24 protein-coding genes and 1 pseudogene are annotated in these 22,835 nt (G+C 58.2%); 5 read left to right on the plus strand and 20 right to left on the minus strand.

Annotated elements, in window-relative coordinates; all coding sequences use genetic code 11:
• Positions 1-25: 25 nt before the first annotated feature.
• The 10 genes from groL to glmS form a co-directional block, all read right to left on the minus strand.
• Complete coding sequence (groL, locus tag HMPREF2888_RS05635) at positions 26-1,642, minus strand: chaperonin GroEL (RefSeq protein ID WP_062042194.1); 1,617 nt, start codon at positions 1,640-1,642, stop codon at positions 26-28.
• A 6-nt stretch (positions 1,643-1,648) separates the two neighbouring features.
• Positions 1,649-1,948: a co-chaperone GroES gene (gene groES / locus HMPREF2888_RS05640; RefSeq protein ID WP_269465448.1), complete on the minus strand. Its 300-nt coding sequence runs from the start codon at positions 1,946-1,948 to the stop codon at positions 1,649-1,651.
• Between the two features lie 163 nt (positions 1,949-2,111).
• Positions 2,112-2,540, minus strand: coding sequence for a hypothetical protein (locus HMPREF2888_RS05645; protein WP_062042197.1), 429 nt, complete (start codon positions 2,538-2,540; stop codon positions 2,112-2,114).
• A 105-nt stretch (positions 2,541-2,645) separates the two neighbouring features.
• Positions 2,646-3,695, minus strand: coding sequence for a tRNA (adenosine(37)-N6)-threonylcarbamoyltransferase complex transferase subunit TsaD (gene tsaD, locus HMPREF2888_RS05650; RefSeq protein WP_070432352.1), 1,050 nt, complete (start codon positions 3,693-3,695; stop codon positions 2,646-2,648).
• Entirely contained in the window at positions 3,692-4,162 is a 471-nt protein-coding gene (gene rimI, locus HMPREF2888_RS05655) for a ribosomal protein S18-alanine N-acetyltransferase (protein WP_061920604.1), read from the minus strand. The genes tsaD and rimI overlap by 4 nt, the downstream gene beginning before the upstream one ends.
• Positions 4,159-4,827 carry a tRNA (adenosine(37)-N6)-threonylcarbamoyltransferase complex dimerization subunit type 1 TsaB gene (gene tsaB / locus HMPREF2888_RS05660; RefSeq protein WP_062042203.1) on the minus strand — a complete coding sequence of 223 codons (669 nt, stop codon included), beginning with the start codon at positions 4,825-4,827 and terminating at the stop codon, positions 4,159-4,161. Before tsaB ends, rimI begins: the two co-directional genes overlap by 4 nt.
• Complete coding sequence (locus tag HMPREF2888_RS05665; protein WP_061920600.1) at positions 4,827-5,294, minus strand: hypothetical protein; 468 nt, start codon at positions 5,292-5,294, stop codon at positions 4,827-4,829. The genes tsaB and HMPREF2888_RS05665 overlap by 1 nt, the downstream gene beginning before the upstream one ends.
• 66 nt (positions 5,295-5,360) lie before the next feature.
• The gene (gene tsaE, locus HMPREF2888_RS05670; protein WP_061920598.1) at positions 5,361-5,825 is read right to left on the minus strand and encodes a tRNA (adenosine(37)-N6)-threonylcarbamoyltransferase complex ATPase subunit type 1 TsaE; all 465 of its coding nucleotides are present in this window, start codon (positions 5,823-5,825) and stop codon (positions 5,361-5,363) included.
• Positions 5,818-6,912, minus strand: coding sequence for an alanine racemase (gene alr, locus HMPREF2888_RS05675; RefSeq protein WP_070456042.1), 1,095 nt, complete (start codon positions 6,910-6,912; stop codon positions 5,818-5,820). The genes tsaE and alr overlap by 8 nt, the downstream gene beginning before the upstream one ends.
• 136 nt (positions 6,913-7,048) lie before the next feature.
• On the minus strand, positions 7,049-8,920 hold the full coding sequence (glmS, locus tag HMPREF2888_RS05680) for a glutamine--fructose-6-phosphate transaminase (isomerizing) (protein ID WP_061920595.1): 1,872 nt from the start codon (positions 8,918-8,920) through the stop codon (positions 7,049-7,051).
• Between the two features lie 152 nt (positions 8,921-9,072).
• Between glmS and HMPREF2888_RS05685 the strand changes: the two genes are divergently transcribed.
• Positions 9,073-9,900, plus strand: a complete 828-nt coding sequence (locus HMPREF2888_RS05685; RefSeq protein ID WP_061920822.1) for a dienelactone hydrolase family protein — start codon at positions 9,073-9,075, stop codon at positions 9,898-9,900.
• 62 nt (positions 9,901-9,962) lie between these two features.
• On the opposite strand, the gene HMPREF2888_RS05690 is transcribed toward HMPREF2888_RS05685, so the two are convergent.
• From HMPREF2888_RS05690 to eccCb, 10 genes and pseudogenes are all read right to left on the minus strand, one after another.
• Positions 9,963-10,226: a hypothetical protein gene (locus tag HMPREF2888_RS05690; RefSeq protein ID WP_062035835.1), complete on the minus strand. Its 264-nt coding sequence runs from the start codon at positions 10,224-10,226 to the stop codon at positions 9,963-9,965.
• A complete protein-coding gene (locus HMPREF2888_RS05695) occupies positions 10,226-11,872 on the minus strand; it encodes a hypothetical protein (RefSeq protein WP_070518498.1) in 1,647 nt (548 codons plus the stop codon). The genes HMPREF2888_RS05690 and HMPREF2888_RS05695 overlap by 1 nt, the downstream gene beginning before the upstream one ends.
• Positions 11,869-12,192 (minus strand): hypothetical protein, encoded by a 324-nt coding sequence (locus HMPREF2888_RS05700; protein ID WP_061920589.1) that lies wholly within the window; start codon positions 12,190-12,192, stop codon positions 11,869-11,871. The genes HMPREF2888_RS05695 and HMPREF2888_RS05700 overlap by 4 nt, the downstream gene beginning before the upstream one ends.
• A gap of 147 nt (positions 12,193-12,339) precedes the next feature.
• Positions 12,340-13,683: a phosphoglucosamine mutase gene (gene glmM / locus HMPREF2888_RS05705; RefSeq protein WP_061920587.1), complete on the minus strand. Its 1,344-nt coding sequence runs from the start codon at positions 13,681-13,683 to the stop codon at positions 12,340-12,342.
• Positions 13,684-13,808: 125 nt separating this feature from the next.
• Positions 13,809-14,351 (minus strand): 30S ribosomal protein S9, encoded by a 543-nt coding sequence (rpsI, locus tag HMPREF2888_RS05710; RefSeq protein WP_061920585.1) that lies wholly within the window; start codon positions 14,349-14,351, stop codon positions 13,809-13,811.
• The gene (gene rplM, locus HMPREF2888_RS05715; RefSeq protein ID WP_034656527.1) at positions 14,351-14,794 is read right to left on the minus strand and encodes a 50S ribosomal protein L13; all 444 of its coding nucleotides are present in this window, start codon (positions 14,792-14,794) and stop codon (positions 14,351-14,353) included. Before rplM ends, rpsI begins: the two co-directional genes overlap by 1 nt.
• Before the next feature lie 324 nt (positions 14,795-15,118).
• The gene (locus HMPREF2888_RS05720; RefSeq protein WP_061920583.1) at positions 15,119-15,406 is read right to left on the minus strand and encodes a WXG100 family type VII secretion target; all 288 of its coding nucleotides are present in this window, start codon (positions 15,404-15,406) and stop codon (positions 15,119-15,121) included.
• A gap of 46 nt (positions 15,407-15,452) precedes the next feature.
• Positions 15,453-15,770 carry a WXG100 family type VII secretion target gene (locus tag HMPREF2888_RS05725; RefSeq protein ID WP_061920581.1) on the minus strand — a complete coding sequence of 106 codons (318 nt, stop codon included), beginning with the start codon at positions 15,768-15,770 and terminating at the stop codon, positions 15,453-15,455.
• A 119-nt stretch (positions 15,771-15,889) separates the two neighbouring features.
• Entirely contained in the window at positions 15,890-17,020 is a 1,131-nt protein-coding gene (locus tag HMPREF2888_RS05730; protein ID WP_061920579.1) for a type VII secretion-associated protein, read from the minus strand.
• Positions 17,017-19,422: pseudogene (eccCb, locus tag HMPREF2888_RS05735) on the minus strand (type VII secretion protein EccCb); the annotation flags it as partial. The pseudogene eccCb and the gene HMPREF2888_RS05730, both read right to left, overlap by 4 nt.
• A 776-nt stretch (positions 19,423-20,198) precedes the next feature.
• Between eccCb and HMPREF2888_RS05740 the strand changes: the two are divergent.
• From HMPREF2888_RS05740 to HMPREF2888_RS05755, 4 genes are all read left to right on the plus strand, one after another.
• Positions 20,199-20,498, plus strand: a complete 300-nt coding sequence (locus HMPREF2888_RS05740; protein ID WP_239239153.1) for a hypothetical protein — start codon at positions 20,199-20,201, stop codon at positions 20,496-20,498.
• 312 nt (positions 20,499-20,810) lie between these two features.
• Positions 20,811-21,587 carry a hypothetical protein gene (locus tag HMPREF2888_RS05745; protein WP_070518500.1) on the plus strand — a complete coding sequence of 259 codons (777 nt, stop codon included), beginning with the start codon at positions 20,811-20,813 and terminating at the stop codon, positions 21,585-21,587.
• 14 nt (positions 21,588-21,601) lie between these two features.
• Positions 21,602-21,784, plus strand: coding sequence for a hypothetical protein (locus HMPREF2888_RS05750; RefSeq protein ID WP_070432357.1), 183 nt, complete (start codon positions 21,602-21,604; stop codon positions 21,782-21,784).
• Complete coding sequence (locus HMPREF2888_RS05755; protein WP_070432358.1) at positions 21,781-22,593, plus strand: trypsin-like serine protease; 813 nt, start codon at positions 21,781-21,783, stop codon at positions 22,591-22,593. Before HMPREF2888_RS05750 ends, HMPREF2888_RS05755 begins: the two co-directional genes overlap by 4 nt.
• The last annotated feature ends 242 nt before the right edge of the window (positions 22,594-22,835 follow it).

Consider the following 22,835-nt stretch of genomic DNA (forward strand, 5'->3'; position numbering starts at 1 on the left):
ACCCGGGGTGATTCGCGGCTAAAAATTAGTGGTGATGGCCATGAGAAGCAGCGGGAGCTTCTTCCTCAGCTGGCTTTTCCACTACGGATGCCTCGGTGGTCAGAACCATGCGGGCAACGGAGGTGGCGTTAACCACTGCGGAGTGGGTGACCTTAACTGGGTCGATGATGCCCTGCTCCAGCAGGTTGCCGTACTCCAGGGTGGCGGCGTTGAAGCCGTGGCCGTTCTCGAGTGCGGAAACGTGGTCAACGATGACGGAGCCGTCCAGGCCAGCGTTCTGCGCGATCCAGTAAGCCGGGCGGGTCAGCGCGCGGGATACGGAGAGCACGCCGGTCTTGGCCTCGCCCTCGAACTCCTCGGCAAACTTTTCCAGTTCCTTGGAGATCTGCACGAGTGCGGAACCGCCGCCTGCGATGACGCCCTCATCGACGGCCGCGCGGGCAGCGTTGATGGCGTCCTCGACGCGCAGCTTGCGCTCGTTGACCTCGGTCTCGGTAGCAGCGCCGACGCGGATGACGGCAACGCCGCCGGACAGCTTCGCCAGACGCTCCTCGAGCTTCTCGCGATCCCAGGTGGAATCGGTGCGCTCGATTTCGCGGCGCAGCTGCTCGCGACGCTCCTCCACAGCGCTAGCTTCGCCAGCGCCGTCAACGATGACGGTGTCTTCCTTGGAAACCGTCACGCGGCGGGCAGAGCCCAGTACCTCGAGGCCAACCTCGTTCAAGTTGATGCCTACCTCCGGGTCCACAACGGTGGCGCCGGTGACAACGGCCAGGTCATCCATGAAGCCCTTGCGGCGCTCGCCGAAGTACGGGGCCTTCACGGCGGCAACCTTGAGCACCTTGCGGATGGAGTTAACAACGAGCGCCTGCAGCGGCTCGCCTTCCACATCTTCCGCGATGATCAAGGTAGGACGCGACGACTCAGCAATCTTCTCCAGCAGCGGCAGGAAGTCCGGCAGGGAGGAGATCTTGTTGCGGACGAGGAGGATGGCTGCGTCGTCAAGCACTGCGTTGTAGGTCTCTTCTTCCGTAGCGAAGTACGGAGAAAGGTAGCCCTTGTCGAAGGAAATGCCCTCGGTAACGTCCACGGAGGACTCGATGGATTGGGATTCCTCGACGGTTACGACACCGTCCTTGCCCACCTTGTCCATGGCGCCGGCGACCATCTCGCCGACCTCTGGGTCGCGGGAGGAAACGGTTGCCACCTGCGCGATTTCCGACGCCGAGTTCACCGGCGTTGCGCGCTTCATCAGCTCTTCGACGGTCTTTTCCGCCGCCGCAGCGATACCGCGGTTCAGCTCAACTGGGTTGGCACCAGCGGCAACGTTGCGCAGGCCCTCGAAGATGAGCGCCTGGGCGAGCAAGGTTGCGGTGGTGGTGCCGTCACCGGCGATGTCGTTGGTCTTCACGGCCACGGACTTCACCAGCTGTGCACCGAGGTTCTCAAAAGGCTCCTCGATGTCGATGTCACGGGCGATGGTCACGCCGTCGTTGGTGACGGTGGGGCCGCCGAAGGCCTTGGACAGCACAACGTTGCGGCCGCGGGGGCCGAGGGTGACCTTGACTGCGTCAGCAAGCGTGTCAACGCCGCGCTGGATGCCCTCGCGAGCTTCCTGGTCAAATGCAATCAGCTTTGGCATGAAGGCCTACTTCTCGATGACTGCGAGCAGGTCACGTGCAGACAGCAGGAGGTACTCCTGGCCGTCGTACTTCAGCTCGGTGCCGCCGTACTTGGAGAAGATTACGGTGTCGCCCTCGTTGACTCCGACCGGAACGACCTCGCCCTTGTCATTGGTGCGGCCTGGGCCGACGGCGATGACGGTAGCCTCCTGCGGCTTTTCCTTAGCGGAGTCTGGGATAACCAGGCCGGAAGCGGTGGTGGTTTCTGCTTCTACGATCTGGACGAGAACCTTGTCCTCAAGTGGCTTGATGTTTGCCATGGTGATTCCTCCGAAATTTGAATCAGTTAGTTGTATGTGCCGGTTGTGGATGTCCAGCACAGCCGTCGTCGCGGGTGAACAACTGTGGGTCAAACAACCTTCCTAGCACTCTACCCTTGCGACTGCTAACCCTCAACAAACTCCGGAGGCGCGGCGAAGCCTATAAAACTTAGACGGACTTTTCAGAATTGATGACCGCCGCGCGCCAGAGGCCATACTCTTCTGGGTAGTCTTCGCGGTAATTGCTAACGGCACGGATACCGTGCTCGACTGCCTCGATGACCTCGTCGAAGTTCTCAGACTCACCGTCTGCTTCGACGAAGATGACCGGACCACTAATAGCGCGGATTGGGTCCTGCAGGAATGCCGAGTTACCGGTATCGGCAGCATTGCGCGCCAGGGAGGCAACCGGATTCGGCTCCGCGCCCTCCGCCTTGGCATTGGGGTTAAAAAGCGCGGCATAGGTGGAACCGTCGTCTTGGAACACGACGGCGACGCGGTCTTCGGTGGTGCCGCCCAGGAACTGGTTGGCGTGCTCAAGATCGAATTCGATCTTGCGGCGGGTCAAATCTGGATTAACGAGAAAACCGGTGGTCATGATGGGGTAAGGCTCCTTCAATAGCCAGTAGGGCAATATCGCTTCCGCACATTACCGTCGCTTTAACTACCCCGCATCCGGAGGAAGGCAAACTTTTGGTGAACGTTAGTCTGCGCTAACGAGCGGGACTTCAACCTCAAGCTGGGTATCGGTGCCGCACGCCAGGCCGGAAGGCTCCGCCCCTTCATGAATAAGCTGCGCCGCTACGGCCGCAATCATCACGCCGTTGTCGGTGCACAGCTTAAAACGCGGCACCCGCAGCTCGATGCCCGCCGATTCACAACGCTTGGCCGCCAGTTGCCGCAGGCGCGAATTCGCAGCCACGCCACCGCCCAGCAACAGCACCTTGGCGCCGGTGTCCTGGCAGGCCCGCACGGCCTTCGCGGTCAGCACATCCGCCACGGCCTCCTGGAAGGAAGCGCAAATATCCTCGATGGATACGACGCGTCCTTCCTTCTCCGCCTTTTCCACGTACCGCGCCACGGCGGTCTTCAAGCCGGAGAAAGAAAAGTCATGGCGATGCACGCCGCGCAGATCCTCCGCACGCGAAAGGCCCCGCGGAAAGTCGATGTTGGCCTCGCCTTGCGCAGCCAGCTTGTCGATGACCGGTCCTCCCGGATAGCCCAGCCCCAAAAGGCGGGAGACTTTGTCGTAGGCTTCGCCGGCGGCGTCGTCAAGCGTGCTGCCCAATTCCTTCATGGGCTTTCCCACCGCCTCAACCTCAAGCAGCTGGGTGTGGCCGCCGGAGACCAAAAGCGCCACTGCGTGCGGCAGCTGTTCACCTTCGAGGTTGGCCACTGCTACGTGCCCGCCCAAGTGATTGACGCCGTAGAAAGGCACGCCCCAGGCGGCCGCATAGGCCTTCGCCGCGGAAGCGCCCACCAGCAAGGCACCCGCCAGGCCCGGCCCCACCGTCGCGGCAACGGCATCCGGCTTGGAAATCCCCGCCTCCTCCAGTGCTGCGCGCATCACCTGCGGCATAGCCTCCAGGTGGGCACGCGAGGCGATTTCCGGAACCACGCCGCCGAAGCGAGCGTGCTGCTGCATCGACGAGGCAACGCTGTCAGCCAGGATTTCCATATTGCCGTCCGCGTCCAGCTCGATGATTCCTACACCGGTTTCGTCGCAGGAAGACTCGATTCCGAGGATTTTCACTTCGCGGTCCTTTCGCTTTTACGCGGGCGGAACATAGTGTGCGCGTCCGCGCCTGAAGGTTGATAGTAATTGCGGCGGATGCCGGTCTTAATAAAACCGTAGGCTTCGTACATGGAAATGGCGGGATCGTTGCCCACACGAACCTCGAGAAAAACCGGGGCGTCTTTCAGGTCAGCGATATAGACGATGTTATCCATCATCATCCTGCCCACCCCACGGCGCTGCATCGCGGGATCGACGCCGATGGTATGAATTTCGAATTCCGGGTCGGTAACAGGTCCCATCATGCCGATGCCGGCATAACCAACCAATACGTCCTCGTCTTCCACGCCTAGATAAAAGGTGTGACCGTGTGCGATTTCCTGCACGAAGGCCTCCGCCGGCCACGGCCCTTCCCCTGCAAAAAGCACTTTCTCCAGCTCCGCGCAGCGCTGCGCATCGACGGCGGTTAGTTCGCGCAGCTTCACAGACTTAGCCCGGAAATGTCGGGAAGGGCGGCTGAGCGCGGCTTTGGCTTCGGCGGCACGGCGTCTGGACGACGCAGGTACAGCGGGGTCAACGGAGCTGGCGTCGCGGAAAGGTCGGCGACGGCAACCAAACCGGCCGGGCGCGGATTCGCCGCCACGTGCGGCAGCGCCTGCAGGGCCTCGGGCAGCTTTTCAACCAGGTTACCTGGGATAACTACCGCTTCCACCTCCACGGCTATCTCGCCCGGCTTGACGACGCCCGGGCCTTCCACCCGCACGCCTTCTGCATAGGTCGCCCAGTAGATTTCCTTACGCCGTGCATCGGTTGCCACGAGGATGCGCCTATCCGCGCCGTGTTCGGCAGCGATGGCGTCGTGGGAGCAGACGCCGTGGACCGGGATACCGAGGGCGTCGCCAAGCGCGGATGCGGTGGCCATACCTACGCGCAAACCCGTAAACGGGCCCGGGCCACACCCCACGACAATTGCGTCCAAATCGGCAAAGCCCATTCCCTTTTCCTCCAGCAGGCGCTGGATGGTGGGAATCAACTGCTCGTTATGCGCGCGGGTATCGGTGATAATCCGCTCGCTGACCGCACCGGATTCGGTATCTACTACACCGGTAACCAGGTCAGTCGTTGCGGTATCAATGCTTAAAACCAGCATTAGGCGCCCAGCTTCCAGGTATCGCCTTCCTTGATAAATGGCAGCAGAGACTGGGTGGCAGCAGGCTGCAACGGCTGGCCCGTCGGGCACAGGTCGATCTTTTCGCGGTTGAGCTTCTCTGCGTAGAACTCATTGTTGCCGCCGATGGCAACGAAGTAGTTGGTGTCCGCGTCGACGTCTTCATCAATGCCCAAGGCTTGCGGGTCGATGCCGTACATCTTCTTGATCTCATCCAACTTGGTGCCAGCGCAGATGGTGGTCATGCCCTGCCAGTTACGGCCCAGAACCTCGCTCGGAGCGACGGCGCTGACAGTCAAGTTGGTCTTATCGAGGGAGTCGACAGCGCTTTCTAGGGTGCGCTCCACGGGTGGCTGCTCACGCATGCTCGACAGCGCAATCATCGCGCCCAGGGCGATGATGAACAATCCGATGAGGAATGTGGTGATGAATTGACCGACCTTGGTCATATTGAAAGCGCTCCTTGCACGTCATATGGGGGGTTAGTTGACCCCGCTTATCCTACAAGAAGGCAGTTAACCTACCCAGTTCCAGGTAAACACGCGAGTATCGTCTGCGGCCTCACGGTTGATGTTGATCAGCAAAAAGGCCTCCGCGAGCTGGTCCATGAAGCCGCCGCCCCACTCGGCGACGACGACGGCGTCGTCAAGCTCGGTGTCCAAATCCAGCGCGTCGAGCTCGCCTAGGGGATCGTCGGAGTGGTCCAGCAGGCGGTAAGCATCGACGTGGACGAGCGACGGGCCGCCGACGGTCGAGCGATGCTCGCGGGCGATGACGAAAGTCGGCGAGGTGACGCGGCCTTTGACCTGCATGCCTTCGGCAATGCCTTGGGTGAAGGTGGTCTTGCCTGCGCCTAGCGGGCCGTCGAGGATGACGAGGTCGCCAGCCTCAAGCGCCGCCCCCAGTTCCTTTCCCAGCTCGCGGGCGGCTTCGGCAGTAGCTACCTGCTTTTGGCCCTGCTGCGGAAACTGGCTACGCATGCCCGATTCCTCCCTCAAAGTGGCGGGCAGTGCGGCCAGTGGGACGGCAGATGATTTCGTAATTGATGGTTCCGGTGGCCTCCGCCAGATCCGTCGCGCTCAGGCCGCCTTCGCCGAAGATAATGGCTTCGTCGCCTTGCTCGACGCCGTACTCGTTCTCACCCAAGTCCACGACAATCTGGTCCATGCACACGCGGCCCACCTGTGGGTAAAGCTTGCCGCCGATGCCGACCTTAAGCCTGCCCTGAAAGTTGCGCGGCAAACCGTCGGCGTATCCGCACGGAATCGTGGCCAAAAATCCCGGCTTCTCGGCCTTCCACGTGAGGTTGTAGCAGGTGCCCTCGCCTGGCTGAATCGGCTTGACGTTGACGACGCTCGCCGCCCAAGTCATCGCCGGCTTCAAGCCGTGCTCGAGGCCGGGGATCGGCTCCAGGCCATAACAAGCCAAGCCCGGACGGACCATCTCGAAATGGGAGGAAGGTCGGTCCAAAACAGCCGGGGAATTGGCCAAGTGATTTACTGGGCATTCCAGGCCTGCAGCCCGGGCCAGCTCCAGCGCGCGGCGAAAGTTAGCTTCCTGCTCGTCGTTGAAGGGATTATCTGGCTCATCCGCGCACGCAAAATGCGACATGAGGCCTAGAACCTCGACCTGCGGGGCGTCGCGAAGCAATGCGAAAGTAGCATCCCAGTTCGCTTCCTCCACGCCGGAGCGATGCAGACCGGTTTCAACCTTGATATAAACCTGCGCCGGAATCTCCGATTCCACCAAGCGGCGCGCGTGTACCAAGGAGGGCACTGCAATGTGGATGCGGCATGCCAAAGCCTCCGCGATTTCCTGCGTGGAGTCCCAAATCCACGCCGCAATCGGCTGATCGATTCCGCTGCGCCGCAGCTCAATGGCCTCTTTGAAAGTCGCCACACCGAAAGCATCCGCACCCGCACGCGCCATCACTGGCGCGACTTCTTTAACGCCGTGGCCATAGGCATCCGCCTTCACCACGCACATGAGCTGCGCGGGAGCCACCTTTTTCTTTAACAAAGAAACATTGTGGGCGATGGCGTCAAGGTCGATTCTGGTACGAAGCATGGGTCTATTGTGCCACTGCACTGGTGCGCAGGACTAACGCAGCAGCACGCGGCGCGGATTTCTCGTGCGGTTAAAACGCAAAATCCGGAAGCACCCACCATAAGGCGAGGGGTACTTCCGGATTTAAAGCGAGCTTTTACTCGACGGTGACGGACTTAGCCAAGTTACGCGGCTGGTCGACGTCGTAGCCCTTTGCGGTGGCAACGCCACAGGCGAAGATCTGCAGCGGAACCGTGGCCAACAGCGGCTGCATCAGCGTCGGGGACTGTGGAATGCGGATGACGTGGTTAGCATATGCCTCCACAGCATCGTCGCCTTCTTCAGCAATAACGATGGTGATTGCGCCACGGGCACGGATTTCCTGGATGTTGGATACGACCTTGGAGTGCAGGGAATCGCGGCCACGCGGGGAAGGAACGATGACGAAGACCGGCTGGCCCTCCTCAATGAGCGCGATTGGGCCGTGCTTGAGCTCGCCGGCAGCGAAGCCCTCGGCGTGCAGATATGCGATCTCCTTCAGCTTCAGCGCGCCCTCAAGCGCAACTGGGAAGCCAACGTGGCGGCCCAAGAAGAGAACGGACTCGGCGTTTTGCATGGAGTTAGCAAGATCGGTGACCTGCTTCTCGTTGTCGATGACTGCTTGGACCTTCTCCGGCATATCGCGCAGCTCCTGCAGAACCGCGTTTACTTCGTCGGCGAACATGTTGCCGCGCAGCTGCGCCAGGTACAGGCCGAGGAGGTAGGTCGCGGTGATCTGCGCCAAGAAGGCCTTGGTGGAAGCAACGGCGATCTCCGGGCCGGCGTGGGTGTACAGCGCAGCGTCGGCCTCGCGAGGGATGGAAGAGCCCTGGGTGTTGCAGATAGCGATCACCTTGGCACCCTGCTGACGGGCGTGGCGCACCGCCATCAAGGTATCCATGGTCTCGCCGGACTGGGACAAAGCGACGACCAAGGTCTTCTCGTTGACGATCGGATCGCGGTAGCGGAACTCGTGCGCCAGCTCGACCTCGGTTGGGATACGGCACCAGTGCTCGATTGCGTAACGCGCAACGTGACCTGCATAAGCAGCGGTACCGCAGGCGATGACGATGATCTTATCGATGGACTTCAAAACCGTCTCATCGATGTGAACCTCGTCCAGGGTCAGCTTGCCTTGGCCGTCAAAGCGGCCGAGCAGGGTGTCACGTACAGCAGCTGGCTGGTCGTGGATCTCCTTTTCCATGAAGGAGTTGAAGCCACCCTTTTCTGCGGCAGCTGCGTCCCACATGATTTCGAATGGCTTGCCCTGTGCAGCGTTGCCTTCGTAGTCAGTGATGGAAACTTCGTCAGCAGTGATGGTAACGACCTGGTCATTTTCCATCTCGACGGCGGACTTGGTGTAGTCGATGAAGCCGGAGACGTCGGAGCCCAGGAAGTTCTCGCCCTCACCCAGGCCAATGACCAGCGGGGAATCGCGGCGGGCGGCAACAATGCGGTCAGCCTGCTCGGAGTGGATTGCCAGAAGGGTAAAAGCACCTTCCAGGCGCTTGCCGGTCAGCTGCATCGCCTTGGTGAGGTCACCTGCAGCTTCATTGTGGAAAATATCGCCCAGCAGGGTGGCAGCAACTTCGGTGTCGGTCTCGGAAACGAAGTTATAACCCTTGGAGGTCAGCTCGGCCTTCAGCTCAGCAAAGTTCTCGATGATGCCGTTGTGAACAACTGCCAGCTTGCCGCCGTCAACTACATGCGGGTGGGCGTTCAGGTCGGTCGGGCCGCCGTGGGTTGCCCAACGGGTATGTCCGATGCCCAGGACAGAGTCCTGCAAAGGGCGGGAAGCAATTTCTGCTTCGAGGGCAGCAACTTTGCCGGCCTTTTTGCGCCAGCTAATTTCGCCATCGACGTACATTGCGACGCCAGCAGAGTCATAGCCTCGGTACTCAAGACGGCGAAGGCCTTCCAGCACAACGTCCAGGGCATAGTATTCACGGCCACTGGATGCGTGACCTACGTATCCAACAATTCCACACATAAGCCTCGATCCTACCTCATAGGAATTGGAACCTCTTCACTGCAAAGTTAAAGCTTTTCTCTCACCGCTAACCGCGAAAGAAAACCCGCATTCTGAACCATCAATATGGCTTATCCCCCGCCGCCGTGCTTTCTTCCTCTATTCTGGAATACGTGTCTGCGAATCTAAAGAAGCATCTAGGAACTCTATCCAAGCGTGGCCCCCACCGCGTCCTCGTCGGCGATCTTTCTTATGCCGGCATCAACGGCAAGGTTTATACCCCAGCTGAGGGCAAGGGCCTGCCAGCTGTGGCCTTCGCCCACGATTGGACGAAGAAGGTTAAGAATTACCACGCTACCCTGCGCCATTTGGCTAGCTGGGGCATCGTGGTGGTTGCCCCTGATACGGAGACGGGTATTAACCCGAGCCACCGCAATCTCGCTGCGGACGTCGAATCTGCACTGCAAATTGCAGCTGGCGTCAAGCTGGGCACGGGCAACATCGCGGTATCGCCTTCCAAGCTCGGCATCGTCGGCCACGGCATGGGCGGCGGCATCGCCGCGCTGGCAGCGGTTGATAACCCAAAGGTTCGCGCCGTAGCGGCGCTGTACCCGGCAGATACTGCGCCTTCGTCTTATGCAGCGGCTAAGTCCATCACGGCTCCGGGCCTGATTATCGGTTCCGAGCGCGAGGATCTTTTCCGCGCTGGCAACCCTGCGCAGTTGGCTGACAACTGGGGCGGCGAGGTGGCTTACCGCGAGCTGGCCAAGGGCACCCAGGCTGGTTTCACTGAGGATCGCCTCTTCAAACTGGCCGTCGGTTCCGGTGCGTTCCAGTCAGGCCCGACTGAAACCGCACGCGCTTTGGTCACCGGCTTCCTGCTGTCGACGCTTGCAGGTGAGTCCAAGTACGACGGTTTCGCCGAAGCTGATGCAAGCGCTAAGGGCGTGAAGAGTATTTTTGGTGAAGAACTGCGCAAGAAGGCCGGTATTCACCGCTAATATTCGCAGTCACTGCACCGCCTAGCCAGTCCGCACAACGCGGGCTGGCTTTTTATTTACCGCTATTGGTTGCGCCGCAGCACAGATTTGATTTGCCCGCTTCCGCGGCGCTTGCCGTGGGTTAGGAAGGCGGAGTGCTGGCGCGACTCGCTTGCCGACGCCGCCTGCCGCGTGTTCATCTTCGCCCTCGCCGTTGCTTTTTCAGCGGACTTTTCGAGTTGGTCTTGGGCTTGAGCCATTGCCTTTTCGAATTCGAGGAGGCGAGCGGCAGTCCGCTCCCTAAAGCCGCGCGCAAATTCCGCGAACTCGTCATTTACTGCTGCCATTACCACTGCCCTGCCTTCCGTGCGTGAACTGTTTTATCTTCTGGTACTGGTGCTGGCTCCGGAGCCGGTGGTGCTGGTGCTTGCGTAGCCTCAGGCGCCGGACCTGACTCAGGTGCTGGAGCCGGCTCTGACGGTGGCGGCGGCGCTGGTGCGCCCGCTGCCTGCATGTGCGCAACCTTCTCCGGCGGCGGTGTAGGCTCTTCTACTTCCGCAAGCTCTGTCGGAGGTGGAATGACGCCATCCTGCGGCGGCTCAGGCGCCGGTGGTTCTGGCGCTGGCGGCGGACATGGTTCCGGCGCTGGCGGTTCAGGTGCCGGCGGTTCAGGCGCTGGCGGCGGTTCCGGGCATGGTTCTTCAGGAATCGGCATATTCTCAAGGCACTCAGCTGCAGCGGCAGCCAGCAATCCCACGCCGATGATGGCAATGCCGACGCCCAATGCGCCGAGGCAACCACAGCACGACTGCTCCGGTGGACATTGTTGGGCTACCCGTGTGGTTTCCTGCTCACACTCGACTATCTCTTGCTCACACTCAGCTGTCTCCTGCTTAGTTTCGGCGTCATGCTGTACTTCGGTGTCCTGCTGGACTGTAACCTGCCGCGGCTGTTCCTCCGGACACGGCGTCTGTGCAGGTTGGATTGGCTCGAGCGCCACCGGCGCCTGCGCTGGCTGCGTACAAGGCTGCTCAACAGGAGCTGCAGGAGGCGGGCAAACCGGCGACTGCGGCGGCGGTGTCGCAACCGGTGGCGCTACAGATGGAACTGTAGGCGGCGCAGTAGGCGGCACGGGAGACGGTGCAGGATTCGGTGCAGGATTCGGTGGAGCTGGTGGTGCACCAGCGGGAGTGGTGCAGGTAGGCGGTGTCTTCGAAGGTGGTACTGGAGCATCGCACACTTCGGCCGGCGGTGTTTGGGCAGGCTGCGTGGTATCGGCAGGCGGCTGGCCGGTGACGGTGGGCGGGGCGGATGGACAGGGGGCGTCGGCAAGCGGTGGCTCACAACCGCGCGCGGGCTCGGGCGGAGTCTTAGGGAGCTCGCGCTCGCAGACCTTGGAACAGCACTCCTCGAACTTGTCGTAGCACTGCTCGATTGCGGAATCCCGGTCGCGACAGGTGGTCATCACCATGTCATTGGTTTGCTCGATGACGTTGGCGCCGATAGACGAAATAATCGGGACGATGAAGCGGCCGAGTGGGTGCTTGGAGGCGATCATCGTCAAGATGTTGAGCAACGGCACCACCGCGGAAAACAGCTCCGTCAAAGAAGTATCCGAAACACCGACGATGTCCTCGATGGCATTGGAACACTGCTGCGCCTTACCGGTTAGCTCATCGGCCTCGTCGCGCTCTTGCTCAAAGTCCTTCTGTACTCCGCCGAGGTGATCCATCAGGGCATTTCCCGCGATGCTCAGCACCGTTCCCACTAGGAAGCCTTTCAGCCCACCGCCACCGCGGGCAGGCCGGCGTCCGCCCATCGCGGCGGAAGTACCGCGCACCAGTTCCTGTGGCTTGATTCCATCGACGGAACCAATCATGCTGCCCAGCAAATCTAGTGGCGTGCTGGGGCCTGCATAGCTGCCCTGGCTGGCGGCCTGAAACTGGGAGACGGCCTGCGAATAATCCCCTAACAAAGACTTCGTGGTGCTCATCGGACCCCACCGCCAAAGGATGGCTCCACGTGGGTAAGGCTTGCCGCGTTGGCCTCGTCCAAGGCAGAGAATTCCTTAATCTGGGCGCGGGCAGCCTCCGCGGTGGCGGTGATGTTATCCAAGCGCCAGACACCGCGCGAGTGCAGCCTTTCCAACATGGCCTGGATGCGCGCGCCTTGCCCGGCAAAGTCGCGGCCTGCCGCCGCCGGGGAAAAGGCGGGAACATCCGCCATGTGGGCGCTGCGCTGGGCTTGGTTTTCCTCAATCACGCGGTTTAAGCGCTGGGATACATCTTGCTCGTCGAAAAATACGTCAGTCACTGTGGGCACTCCTTGGCCTGCCAAGATTCATTCTTGCCCTTATTGGACTGTCCACAACCGCCTTCGGTTCCCCACTAATTGCAAAAGCCAGCCCACCACGGAAAATTCACCGCACAGGCTGGCTTTTAAATTATGCGCAAAGGCTGCTTATACAGCAGCAACGACAGCTGCAAGACGTCCTGCTACCTTGCGTGCCTGCTCTTCTTCAGCTGCCTCAACCATCACACGGAAAAGCTCCTCCGTGCCAGAAGGACGCAGCAAAACGCGGCCGGTGCTGCCGAGCTCAGACTCGGCCTCAGCGATTGCGTCCTGGACTTCCTGGGAAGCCATGATGCTGGACTTATCGGAAACCGGGACGTTGATAAGCACCTGCGGCAACACGGTCATCACGGAAGCCAGCTCCTGTAGCGACTTACCGGACTTAGCCATGCGAGCCATGATGGAAAGGCCGGTCAGCGTGCCGTCGCCAGTGGTGCAGTCATCCGGCAGCACCAAGTGACCAGACTGCTCACCACCGAGCGAATAATCGCCGCGGTTGAGCTCTTCCAAGACATAGCGGTCACCGACGGCGGTCTCCTTGACCTCAATTCCCTGCTCCTGCATGGCAAGCTTCAGTCCGAGATTGGACATCACCGTTGCAACGAGGGTGTTGAAACGCAGGTCATTTTCTTCCTTCATGCCCACTGCCAGAAGGGCCATGATTTGGTCACCGTCGACGACGTTTCCCTCGGCGTCGACAGCCAGGCAGCGGTCAGCGTCGCCGTCGTGTGCCAGGCCGAGGTCAGCGCCGTGCTCGACGACGGCCGCCTGGGCCTTCTCGATGTGGGTAGAACCGCAATCCTCGTTGATGTTGAAGGCGTTCGGCTTATTGTGGATGGCAATGACCTCAGCACCCGCGTCCGCGTACGCCTTCGGTGCGACCTTGGAGGCGGCGCCGTTTGCTGCATCCACAACGACCTTGATGCCGCTGAGGTCGGTAGTAACGACCTCCGCTAGGTGCTTCAGGTAGCGCTCGCGGCCGTCTGGTGCCTCGGAGATGATGCGGCCCAGCTTGGTGCCCGTTGGACCATGTTCGGTCAGCGTCTCCATGGCGGCCTGGATCTGATCCTCGACGTCGTCAGGCAGCTTCTTGCCGCCTGCGGAGAAGAACTTAATTCCATTGTCCGGCATCGGGTTATGGGATGCGGAAATCATCACGCCCAGGTCTGCCCCATAATCATCGGTCAGGAAGGCAATAGCTGGGGTGGGCAAAACGCCCACCCGCACGACGTCGACGCTACGGGAGGCCAGACCGGAAGCAATAGCAGCATCCAGCATCTCGCCAGAGACGCGGGGATCGCGGCCGATGATGGCCAGGGGCCGCCGCTCGTAGGACTCGCGGTTGGCGGTAAGCACTTCCGCCGCTGCTTGTCCCAGCTGCAGAGCCAAGATTGGGGTGAGCTTCGAGTTCGCAAGACCGCGAACACCGTCGGTTCCAAAAAGTCGAGTCATGGATCCAATTATGCACGTTGGCCCCACCACCACGCAGCATGAGGTAAGCCTTGCGGGGTGCGAAAACGGCAAAAGCCGCTGCCTCCAAAAGGAAGCAACGGCTTGAGCTGTACGTAAGCGAAGGATTAACGCTTGGAGTACTGCGGGGCACGACGTGCCTTGTGCAGACCAGCCTTCTTACGCTCGACGGCACGTGCGTCACGGGTGAGCAGGCCAGCCTTCTTGAGGGCAGCGCGGTCAGCCGGGTTGTAGACGTTGAGTGCACGAGCGATAGCCAGACGCAGAGCGCCTGCCTGGCCGGTCGGGCCGCCACCTGCAACGGTGACCTTGATGTCGAACTGGCCTTCGCGCTCAAGCAGGGTCAGCGGCAGGAGGATGTCCTGCTGGTGCAGCTTGTTCGGGAAGTAGTTCTCGAAGGAACGACCGTTAACGGTGATTTCGCCGGAACCAGCAACGAGGCGAACACGAGCGACGGCGCGCTTACGGCGACCGACGGTCTGGATCGGGCCCTCGTGGATCGGAGCAGCGGCCTCAGCCTCTGCCTCGGTGGAAGTAGCGATGGAATCACCGATGGTGTTGGTGAACTCCTCGGTCGCAGTGGTTGCTGCAGCGATGTCGGCAGCGTCGGCTACGTTGTTGTCAGCGTTTGCGATGTTCTGCTCGGTCATTACTGTGCCACCTGCTTAAACTCGAAGGTCTCCGGCTTTTGACCGGCGTAAGGGTGCTCCTCACCAACGAAGACGTGCAGCTTCTTGATGGAGGCGTCGGAAAGCTTGTTGTGCGGCATCATGCCCTTAACAGCTTCTTCGATAACGCGAACCGGGTTGGTGTCCAGGGACTGACCAAGAGTCATGGACTTCAGGCCGCCCGGGTAACCGGAGTGACGGTAGCGCATCTCGCGCTCGCGCTTGTTAGAGGAAACGTGGATCTTGTCCGCGTTCAGGATGATGATGTGGTCGCCGCAATCAACGTTCGGTGCGAACTGTGGCTTGTGCTTACCGCGCAGCATGTCTGCAACGGTGGAAGCAAGCTTGCCCAGTACCACATCGGTAGCGTCGATGACGTACCACTTGCGGGTGATGTCACCGCTCTTCGGGTGGAAAGTAGACAAAATGACTCCTTGAAAGTCTGTCTGAGGACTGCCGGCCAACGCTATGAATGCCCAAACGCTTTGCTACAGCGGCCGGTGGGGACCTGCAGAAAACGCGCGCTATAAAACAGCGCGAACACATAGGGCTATAACTCTACTCGGGCGCAGCTTAAAACCCAAAACGCCGCTAAAACGCCAAAAGTCCCCTGCCCCACTAAAGGCTGTTGCCAAAAGTAGTGCAAGGAACTTTTCCACAACACGCAGCTGGTTGCGTTCGCCTCCTGAAACCCCTGCTCTAACGGTGAAATTCTGGGCCCGGCTGCGCGCTTGTGCGCGTGAAAGCTTTTACCCCCAGCTTGCAGCTGCGCGGCGGTTGACGTCGCTCATTGCGTCGTTGCCCTGCGAGACGGTCTTCGAGATGGTGGCCAGCACGGTGTTGAGCTCCGCCGCTGCCTTATCCCACTTAGCCTGTGCTTCGTTATATGCAGCAGCCGACTCGCCTTCCCACGTAGCAACCATCGGCTGCAGGGTGGATTTCAGGTCACCGAGCAGACCGTTGATGCGGCCGGAGGTGGAGTTGATATCAGCGGCAGCGCCGGCGATGGCACCAAATTCGTACTTGATGGCAGACATGCTTTCTTCCTTTTCTTCTTGTCCAGTATTTGCCAATGATGTGTGTTTAAAGCGCGAGGCCCGCGCCGCCGACGTTGCTGAATGCCTGTGCGTTGGTGGCCTCGACGTCATCGAAGTGACGTGCGTTGTCACGGATATTGTCAGAAATCGAGGTCAGTGCCTCGCGCAGCTGCTGCGCCGAGGTGTTGTAGCGCTGCATCAGGTTGTCGAAGGAGACCTGTGCACGGCCGTCCCAGTTAGCTCGTACAGAATCCACTACGCCCTGGAGACGAGTCAGTTCCCCCTGCACTTCATCGTTGGTGGTGTCCACGCGGCCAGCGGTGGCCACCATTACATCGGCTTCAGTCTTGAACAGCTGAGTCATTTCTTGCCCCTCCCTTTGGGCTCAAGTGGTGTGTATTTCCCCCGAAAAAGCCGAGTGCGGCTTTCTCATCTTTATTGGACTGTCCTTTTCCGCAAGCGGTTCCCACAGCGCCAAATTTTTTAGATCTTTTTGACCAGCGATTCCACGGCCATGCGGCAGGCAGCCTTTTGCACCACGTTGGCCTCGTACCTTGTATGACAACCCACGGATAGCTGATGGTCCTTGTCAGCCCACGTCATCCACGCGATCTTGGAACCATCTCCGGGGTCTTCTGTGTAAGAAAGCCGGCCTGCTTCTTCGTGAGCCTCGCCTAGGGCGGGATCGGCCTCGATTTCGGCATGGAGTTCCTTCAAGAGCATGTCGGCTGGCACTGCATAGAGTGGATCGGCTGCAAGCAGAATTCGCAGGTTGGGGTCTTCGCCAGTTGCCGTGACGAGCCCGTCTTTGACCTCCGTTTGAAATCCAAGGGGCAAGACCACGTGCATGCCCTCAACATCGAGTTCTTTTTGGCCCGGCGCGAGTTCCGGCTGTGCCTCATCTTCCGTGTTAGCGCTCATGCTTTCTTTTGCAGAAGCGCTTGGCGATGCCTCCTCTTCCGAAGGCACCGCCTTCGCCGCTGGTGCAGTCTCGGTACTTCGCCCCACTGCCCACCATGAAAGGACAGCGACAATGAGCACGATTGCCGCTATGGAGGCGTAGAAGGGATCGAACCAGCCCGGCAGCGCCACCTTGCTTACAATGCCGTCCTTTTTAACGCGTAGTTTTTCTGGCTTAAGGCTGGTGTTATCACCGGATTCTTCGCCGTTATTTGTTCGCAACATTTGTGCCGGTTGTCCGGCTGAAAATTCAGCGTTTTCTACCGCTTCATTTTCTAGTGGCCCACTCTCTGGTGGGCCGGGTTGCGAGGCAGGCCTCGCAAAGTCTTCTTCCTCACTGGGAGCTACGGATACTCCGGTTACAGCGAGCTGGCGACGCAGAATTTCTGCCGCTTCGAAAGATACGGCGGTACCGGAAATATCAACGATCACCTCGGCGTTAACCTGCGGCCATTGCGGACCGCAGATTTTCACGCATTGTTCCACGACGGCGTTTAACGCCCAGCCTTCGACGATGCCCGTGCCTGGCAGGTCATAACGGTAGACGGTTTCAGGGCCTTCAAAGATGGTGGCAGCATCCAAAATGGTAACGACGAGAGTTTCGGTTTCTGTCCAACCAGTAGCGGGATTGTCGCCGGTCAAGATGGAATTCATGAGTCATTCTCCTGGTTTGGTTCGGTGTAGAGAGATTGGGCAATGCCGATAAGCGCCCCGCGGACGGACCATTGGCCCCGGCCAGCTGGTTGGACCGCTGGCTTAAGTCCGAAAATGGTGCCCTCCTCGCGATCGGAATCGAGAAGGAATACCGCCGGCTGCAGGTCACGTACTGCAGAGAGGAATTGGCTAAACAAGGCGCGCGAGATTCCGCCAGACTTGCGGCTGATGATGAGGTGGAGGCCAATGTCCCGGGCATGCGGAAGCAGCTCAAGGAGCGGCGCCAAAGTGATCTCGCTTATGAGATCAAGGTCCTCAATGACTAGATAGAGCTCCGGCCCCTCCCACCACGAGCGGGCCGCCAACTCGGACGGGGTCACTTCCGCGCCCGGCATTCGGGCTTCCAGGGTGCGTACGGTATCGCTGATGACTTGTTGGCAGGCGGCGGTGTTTGCCGCGTAGGCCGCGACCATCTCAGGGTTGAACTCCCCCAGGTGGGCGCGGCGCTGGTCCAAAACAACCAAGCGGGCTTCCTCACGCGGGAATGCCTCGATTCCACGAACCAGGGTGCGCAGGAAGGTAGATTTTCCGGAGCCTTGAGAGCCCACGCAGACAACATGCGCAGTCGTGTCTGGGTTCCAATAGAGCGGCTCGAGATCCGGTCCACCAATTCCCCATGGGATACCAGCTTCTGCATCTTGAGCGGGTACCTCATCAAGCCTATCCGGCAGCATCTTCAGAGCCGGGGCTGGAAGTGAGTCCGCATGCAGGCGCCCGACGTGAGCGATGTCCTGATTGGCAGTTACCGCAATGAGCATGTTCTCGCCTTCCCCAGTAAGGCCCCGACCCGGTGCGCTCGGCAGTTTTTGTTGGGCTTTTCGGTCGATGAGCGAGTCCATCGCCTCGCCGAGGCGCAGCTCCAATCGTTGAGAAATAAGGTCACGCACGTTTGGCCGCAGGCTGGTCCAACGGTTCGTGCTTACCGCCACATGGATATTGGCTGAGGCACCATCGGCAACGATGCCGGTAATAGCTTCAGATAAATCCTCGTATTCCGCACCAGCCGTACCAATGTGGTGCCAGCCGTCGATGACCAGAAAAGTATGGGTCTCACTTGGACACCGAATATGCCCTGCTACTTCATCCACGATGCGGCGGACCTTTTCGGGTTCTGCACGTCCAGCCACACCGGCGACATGCGGGAGACGCTCCAACGGAGCCAAGTCCCCGCCTCCTAAATCGATGACGTAGAAACGCACCTGCGTAGGCAGGTTCAGCACCGCCAAGGTGCTCACTAGACTGCGCAACGCCATGGATTTACCCGATTGCGGCCCGCCGCAAATGGCTAGATGGCCGCCTTTTTCTGCGAGGTTTACGAGGAGGCGATCCTGGCGCTGGTGATATGGCCTATCGATGATGCCGAGCGCCGCTTCCAGGTTCGGCGGTCCTGCTTGTTCTGCCAATTGCTCGCGGGTATTGCCCACCACCTTGGAAAGCTCCACTACATCAGGCAGCGGCGGCAACCAGATGCGATGTGCTTTCTGCTGACGGCGTTGTGCCTCGCTGGCGGCGGCGGAGACCACAGCGTCGAGAAGCGTTTGCGTATCGTCCACCACCGTCTGCGTATCAGGTTGTGCAGGCTTTGCATCCGCATCCGTATTTTCAGGCCAGCCATTGAAAAAGCTGACTCGCCCGCGCGCGACATGCGCAGCTGCCTCGCCTTCCCCGGAGGAATCGGCAGCCACGGGAATTTGGCGTTCAACCGGCCCCGATACATACGTGGCTTGGAAGCTTACTGGGGCATCGGCATCCGTCTTGAGATAGCCCGCGCCCGGCTGGGCTGGCAGATGATAAGCATCCGTGACACCAAGTACCTGACGGGATTCGGCTGCGGAAAACGTTTTCAAACCGATGCGATAAGAAAGGTGCGAATCCAGCCCGCGCAATCGGCCTTCTTCCAGGCGCTGCGATGCCAAAAGCAGGTGCACATGCAAAGACCTGCCCAACCTGCCCACCGCGACGAAAAGCTCCGCGAAATCAGGATGCTGCCCCAATAACTCCGAGAACTCGTCGACCACGATGACTAGCGCCGGCAACGGACCGAATTTTCCAACCGCAGACGCCGAAGCATTGAAGGCATCGACGTTGGCGAAGTTACCCGCCGCACGCAGCAGCTCCTGGCGGCGATTCATCTCGCCGGAGATAGCATCGTGCATGCGCTCTACTAGCGTGGATTCATCCTCCAGGTTGGTAATCACCGCCGAGGTGTGCGGTAGCGAATCACAGCCCAAAAAGGTGGCGCCACCCTTGAAATCCACGAGCACCAGGTTCAACTCGGCCGGCGTATGTGTGGCCGCCAAAGACGTCACGAGTGTTCGAAGGAGCTCGCTCTTACCAGAACCTGGGTTATAGGTACGATACAGTAACCCCGTCTACGGGCAGTGGACGAAATACTGCGCGTGGTAGACATACTGATTGATGTGGGGGCTTAGGGGCTTACTTTTAACCCTGCGCTAGAAAATAGGAAAATTTAAAATATTTTATGTACCGAAGTTTCTAAATTTTCCTGATTTGGTATGTAGAGCCGTAACCCAAGCCCTCAAAGCCCCTCCCCGATACACTCGAGGCTTCCGACATTGACAGGTGCAGCGTGCTACCAAGATTGATATTGTGATCCGATCCCCACACACAAACAACTTGACACGCTTTTTCAATCGCATCAATCTTAGCCTTATCAGCCGGATTTCGTCGTGCCACAGTAGTCATTCTACTGTCCATCTCCTCATGCAGGTTAGGCGCCCACACACAAACCATCAGACACTCTCTCCGCGAAACTTCCACAACCCAAAAGGAAAACCCCCAGGGAGCAACCCTGGGGGTTAGTCAGGCGCTGCAATCACCTAACTAAAGACTCTCTGTTCAGTGGGTTCACATTGAAATGTGGTGGTGATAACCCATCATCACAGTTTCCTTGAACAACACACATACACCATTGTTTTGTTCGTCCCCATTATGTGTCAAGGACGGACCACTCTGCAACTGCATTAGCACGACGCAACCACCCTAATCGTGTTTTTCATCGGGGTTCCTGCTCTGCAGGTGATGAAGGCCCCGCGGAACATGGGAGAGTTCACTAAAAATAAAACCACTTGGAAAACGACATGACTAAGGAACGGCAATGGCTGGCATTGTGCATGAAGCCCAGGACACGCACCTGTGCGCGTTGTTTATTGGGGCGCACGGGGATACTGGAGACTACGAGTACGCACTAGACGCCGCCAACAGTGCAGCCAAACACCTGCAAGCAATACTGGCGGAACTTCCTTCAACTTCCCCACTGGCCCGCGACGCCGGCATACTCGCCAAGTTTGTGCGCGCGACACAGAGGAATCTGGCCCAACAGTGTCCTGCAGATAACCCGGACGAACTTCTAGGCTTAGCCACCAGTCTCAAAGAACGGCTGGAAGACTCTCAATAAAAGGAAACTCCCCCAGTGCTTCTCGTCGTTGGAAGCACTGGAGTTCAAATTGTGGAGGCACCTTTAAATTCTAAAGGGTAGAAGGAATTTCAATATAGTTTAATTAACTATATTGAAATATAAGTTTAACTAAAATTTAAACATGAAAGATATTTATTTATTCTCATATGATGTATGCTGCATGTTAACGTCGGAAAGTTATTGAAATTGCCCTTTCTATTTCTGACAATTCTGTAGATTTATGATCTAAAAAGGGTATTTTCCGGCGATTTCCAATAGTTACTTCACGTCAACGAGCCAGGAGAAGGTATCATGTTGAAATCTGCTTCCAAGATTATGTCTTTCTTTGCAGCCGGCACCATTTTGATTGGGTCTGCTTCTACTGCTACCGCTGTCGATATGCCACATAAGGAAGCTAATGCTTCAAACAGTACTTGTGCAGCGTCGAATGGCCCATCCAACACGAAGGATACAACCCAGTCTCCAGACAAAGCGGAACTTCTAAAAGACGCTAAGGAAAATGTCAGTAAGGGAAAAATCCATGCTCATGGTGACGCCGATCGCCTAGATCTCGACAATACAAAGGTTACGACGGTAAAGAGTGATGACGGAGAAAGCTTTGATCTCGTTACTGTACCTTATTCGAACGAGGGAGAATATAATTACCTCAGTAACATAACCGTTGCCTACAAGACGGAAGATCATTCGTCTCCAATTGGCCAATCGGAGACGCTTTATACAAAAGGCTCTGACAACAAGTTTAACGTCCAAGTATTCAAGGATGATCAGCTTGTTAAAGACGAAGGCCTTGACATTGACTACGTTGACGGAGCCACCCTTCAGGCTAACCAAAATGTCCCAAAGGCCGATCCTGACACCCCTGAGCTACAGGGCTGGGGAGAGAAGACCGCGTGCATTGGTGCCATTCTTGGTGTTAATGGAGTGGTTGCTGGACTGATCGGTTCGACTTGTGCAACAGCCTGTGGTGTAGAGCCTATCGGCGCGGCGGTATGTGCAGCCTGCATTGGAGCGATTGCCACCATCGGCACCGGCGATATCGCCGGTGTCATCGAATGCTTTAAGCTTTAGTTGAGGGGTGCGGAATGAAAGCTGCAATTCTTTTCTTCGGTGCTTTTTCTGCAGCGCTGGTCGTTGTCCTGCTGCCAAGGTGCTTTGACGATCCTAGTACCTTAGAGATTGGCGCCATAGCATTTTTCTCTTTGCTGTCCGTCGGCTTTTTGATGTTGGCGAGAGCTATGAGTGCTGAGCGCTCTGGCAGGAAATGACTGGCTCCCTGCGCCACATAATGCAGCTAGCTTTTCTCTCACCGCTGTTACCTGTTCTTTTGGTGTTTGGCTCCCTTTTTATAGGGATGAAGTTTGAAAGTACTCTGTTGATGGATAGCGGTCGAGAGGGACTTCCTGCTGAAATGATTTCTCTAAAATCTTCGAGCAAAGTTGTGCAACAAGACGACCGGGTTGGACAACTTTGGATAAAAGAATCGGAGAAAACAATGAAAAAGCGATGCACGGTCAATCACCTGAGAAATGGTTTTTGGATAACCGCACGTCACTGTGTCCAAGGACTCAATGGTCAGAGTGCTTCGGGATTCATTAGGCAATATGACGGTCAAAGCGCGAAGGTGGAAGACGTATATACTAAGGGAGAAACAGAAGATGTTGCATTGATTAAAGTTTCTGACGGAATTAATGCTGATTCTTTTGAGCTACCCACAAAGTCCTTAACCTTTAATGATGAAGCTAGTTTGATTGGGTATGGGGGATACCATGATTTCCCCTCCACAGCTGAGGTTCGTGTAGTTGCGTACTATGATAAGTACTCATTTGAAGCAGGCAGCTTTTCCAACATTCTCCAGAGCGTTGCTACTACCGACGCCTGGTCGTGCTCTGGAGACTCCGGCGGTGCAATATACTCCGGAAACACTATTTATGCTGTCCATACAGCAGGAGGAGCGAATCCCACTTGCCAAGACCGTAGGGGTGGGAAGATGTGGCACTCAGATATCTTCCCGTATGCTGATTGGATTAATTCCCTTATGAAGGAGACGCAGGATAGCAGTGAAGGTTACCGTTAATCTTGGGAAGATTCTCCTTTGGGAACCAAAAGAGCGGAAGATGCCAAGATAGTTAGAGCGCATGTTTCGGACTTATGCAGATTGGGTTTAGATGGATCTAGTTTTCCGCCTAAACCCAATCTGCATCTTTTTGCGGACTAGATTTCACGGCTGTGCTTATTTCCGGCAGGTTGACGGATCTTAATTCTTGGCTTCCAGTGACAAAGGAAACTCCCCAGTGCTTCTCGTCGTTGGAAGCACTG

The sequence above is a fragment of the Corynebacterium sp. HMSC077D03 genome (assembly GCF_001808545.1).
In the GTDB taxonomy this organism is placed as follows: domain Bacteria; phylum Actinomycetota; class Actinomycetes; order Mycobacteriales; family Mycobacteriaceae; genus Corynebacterium; species Corynebacterium simulans.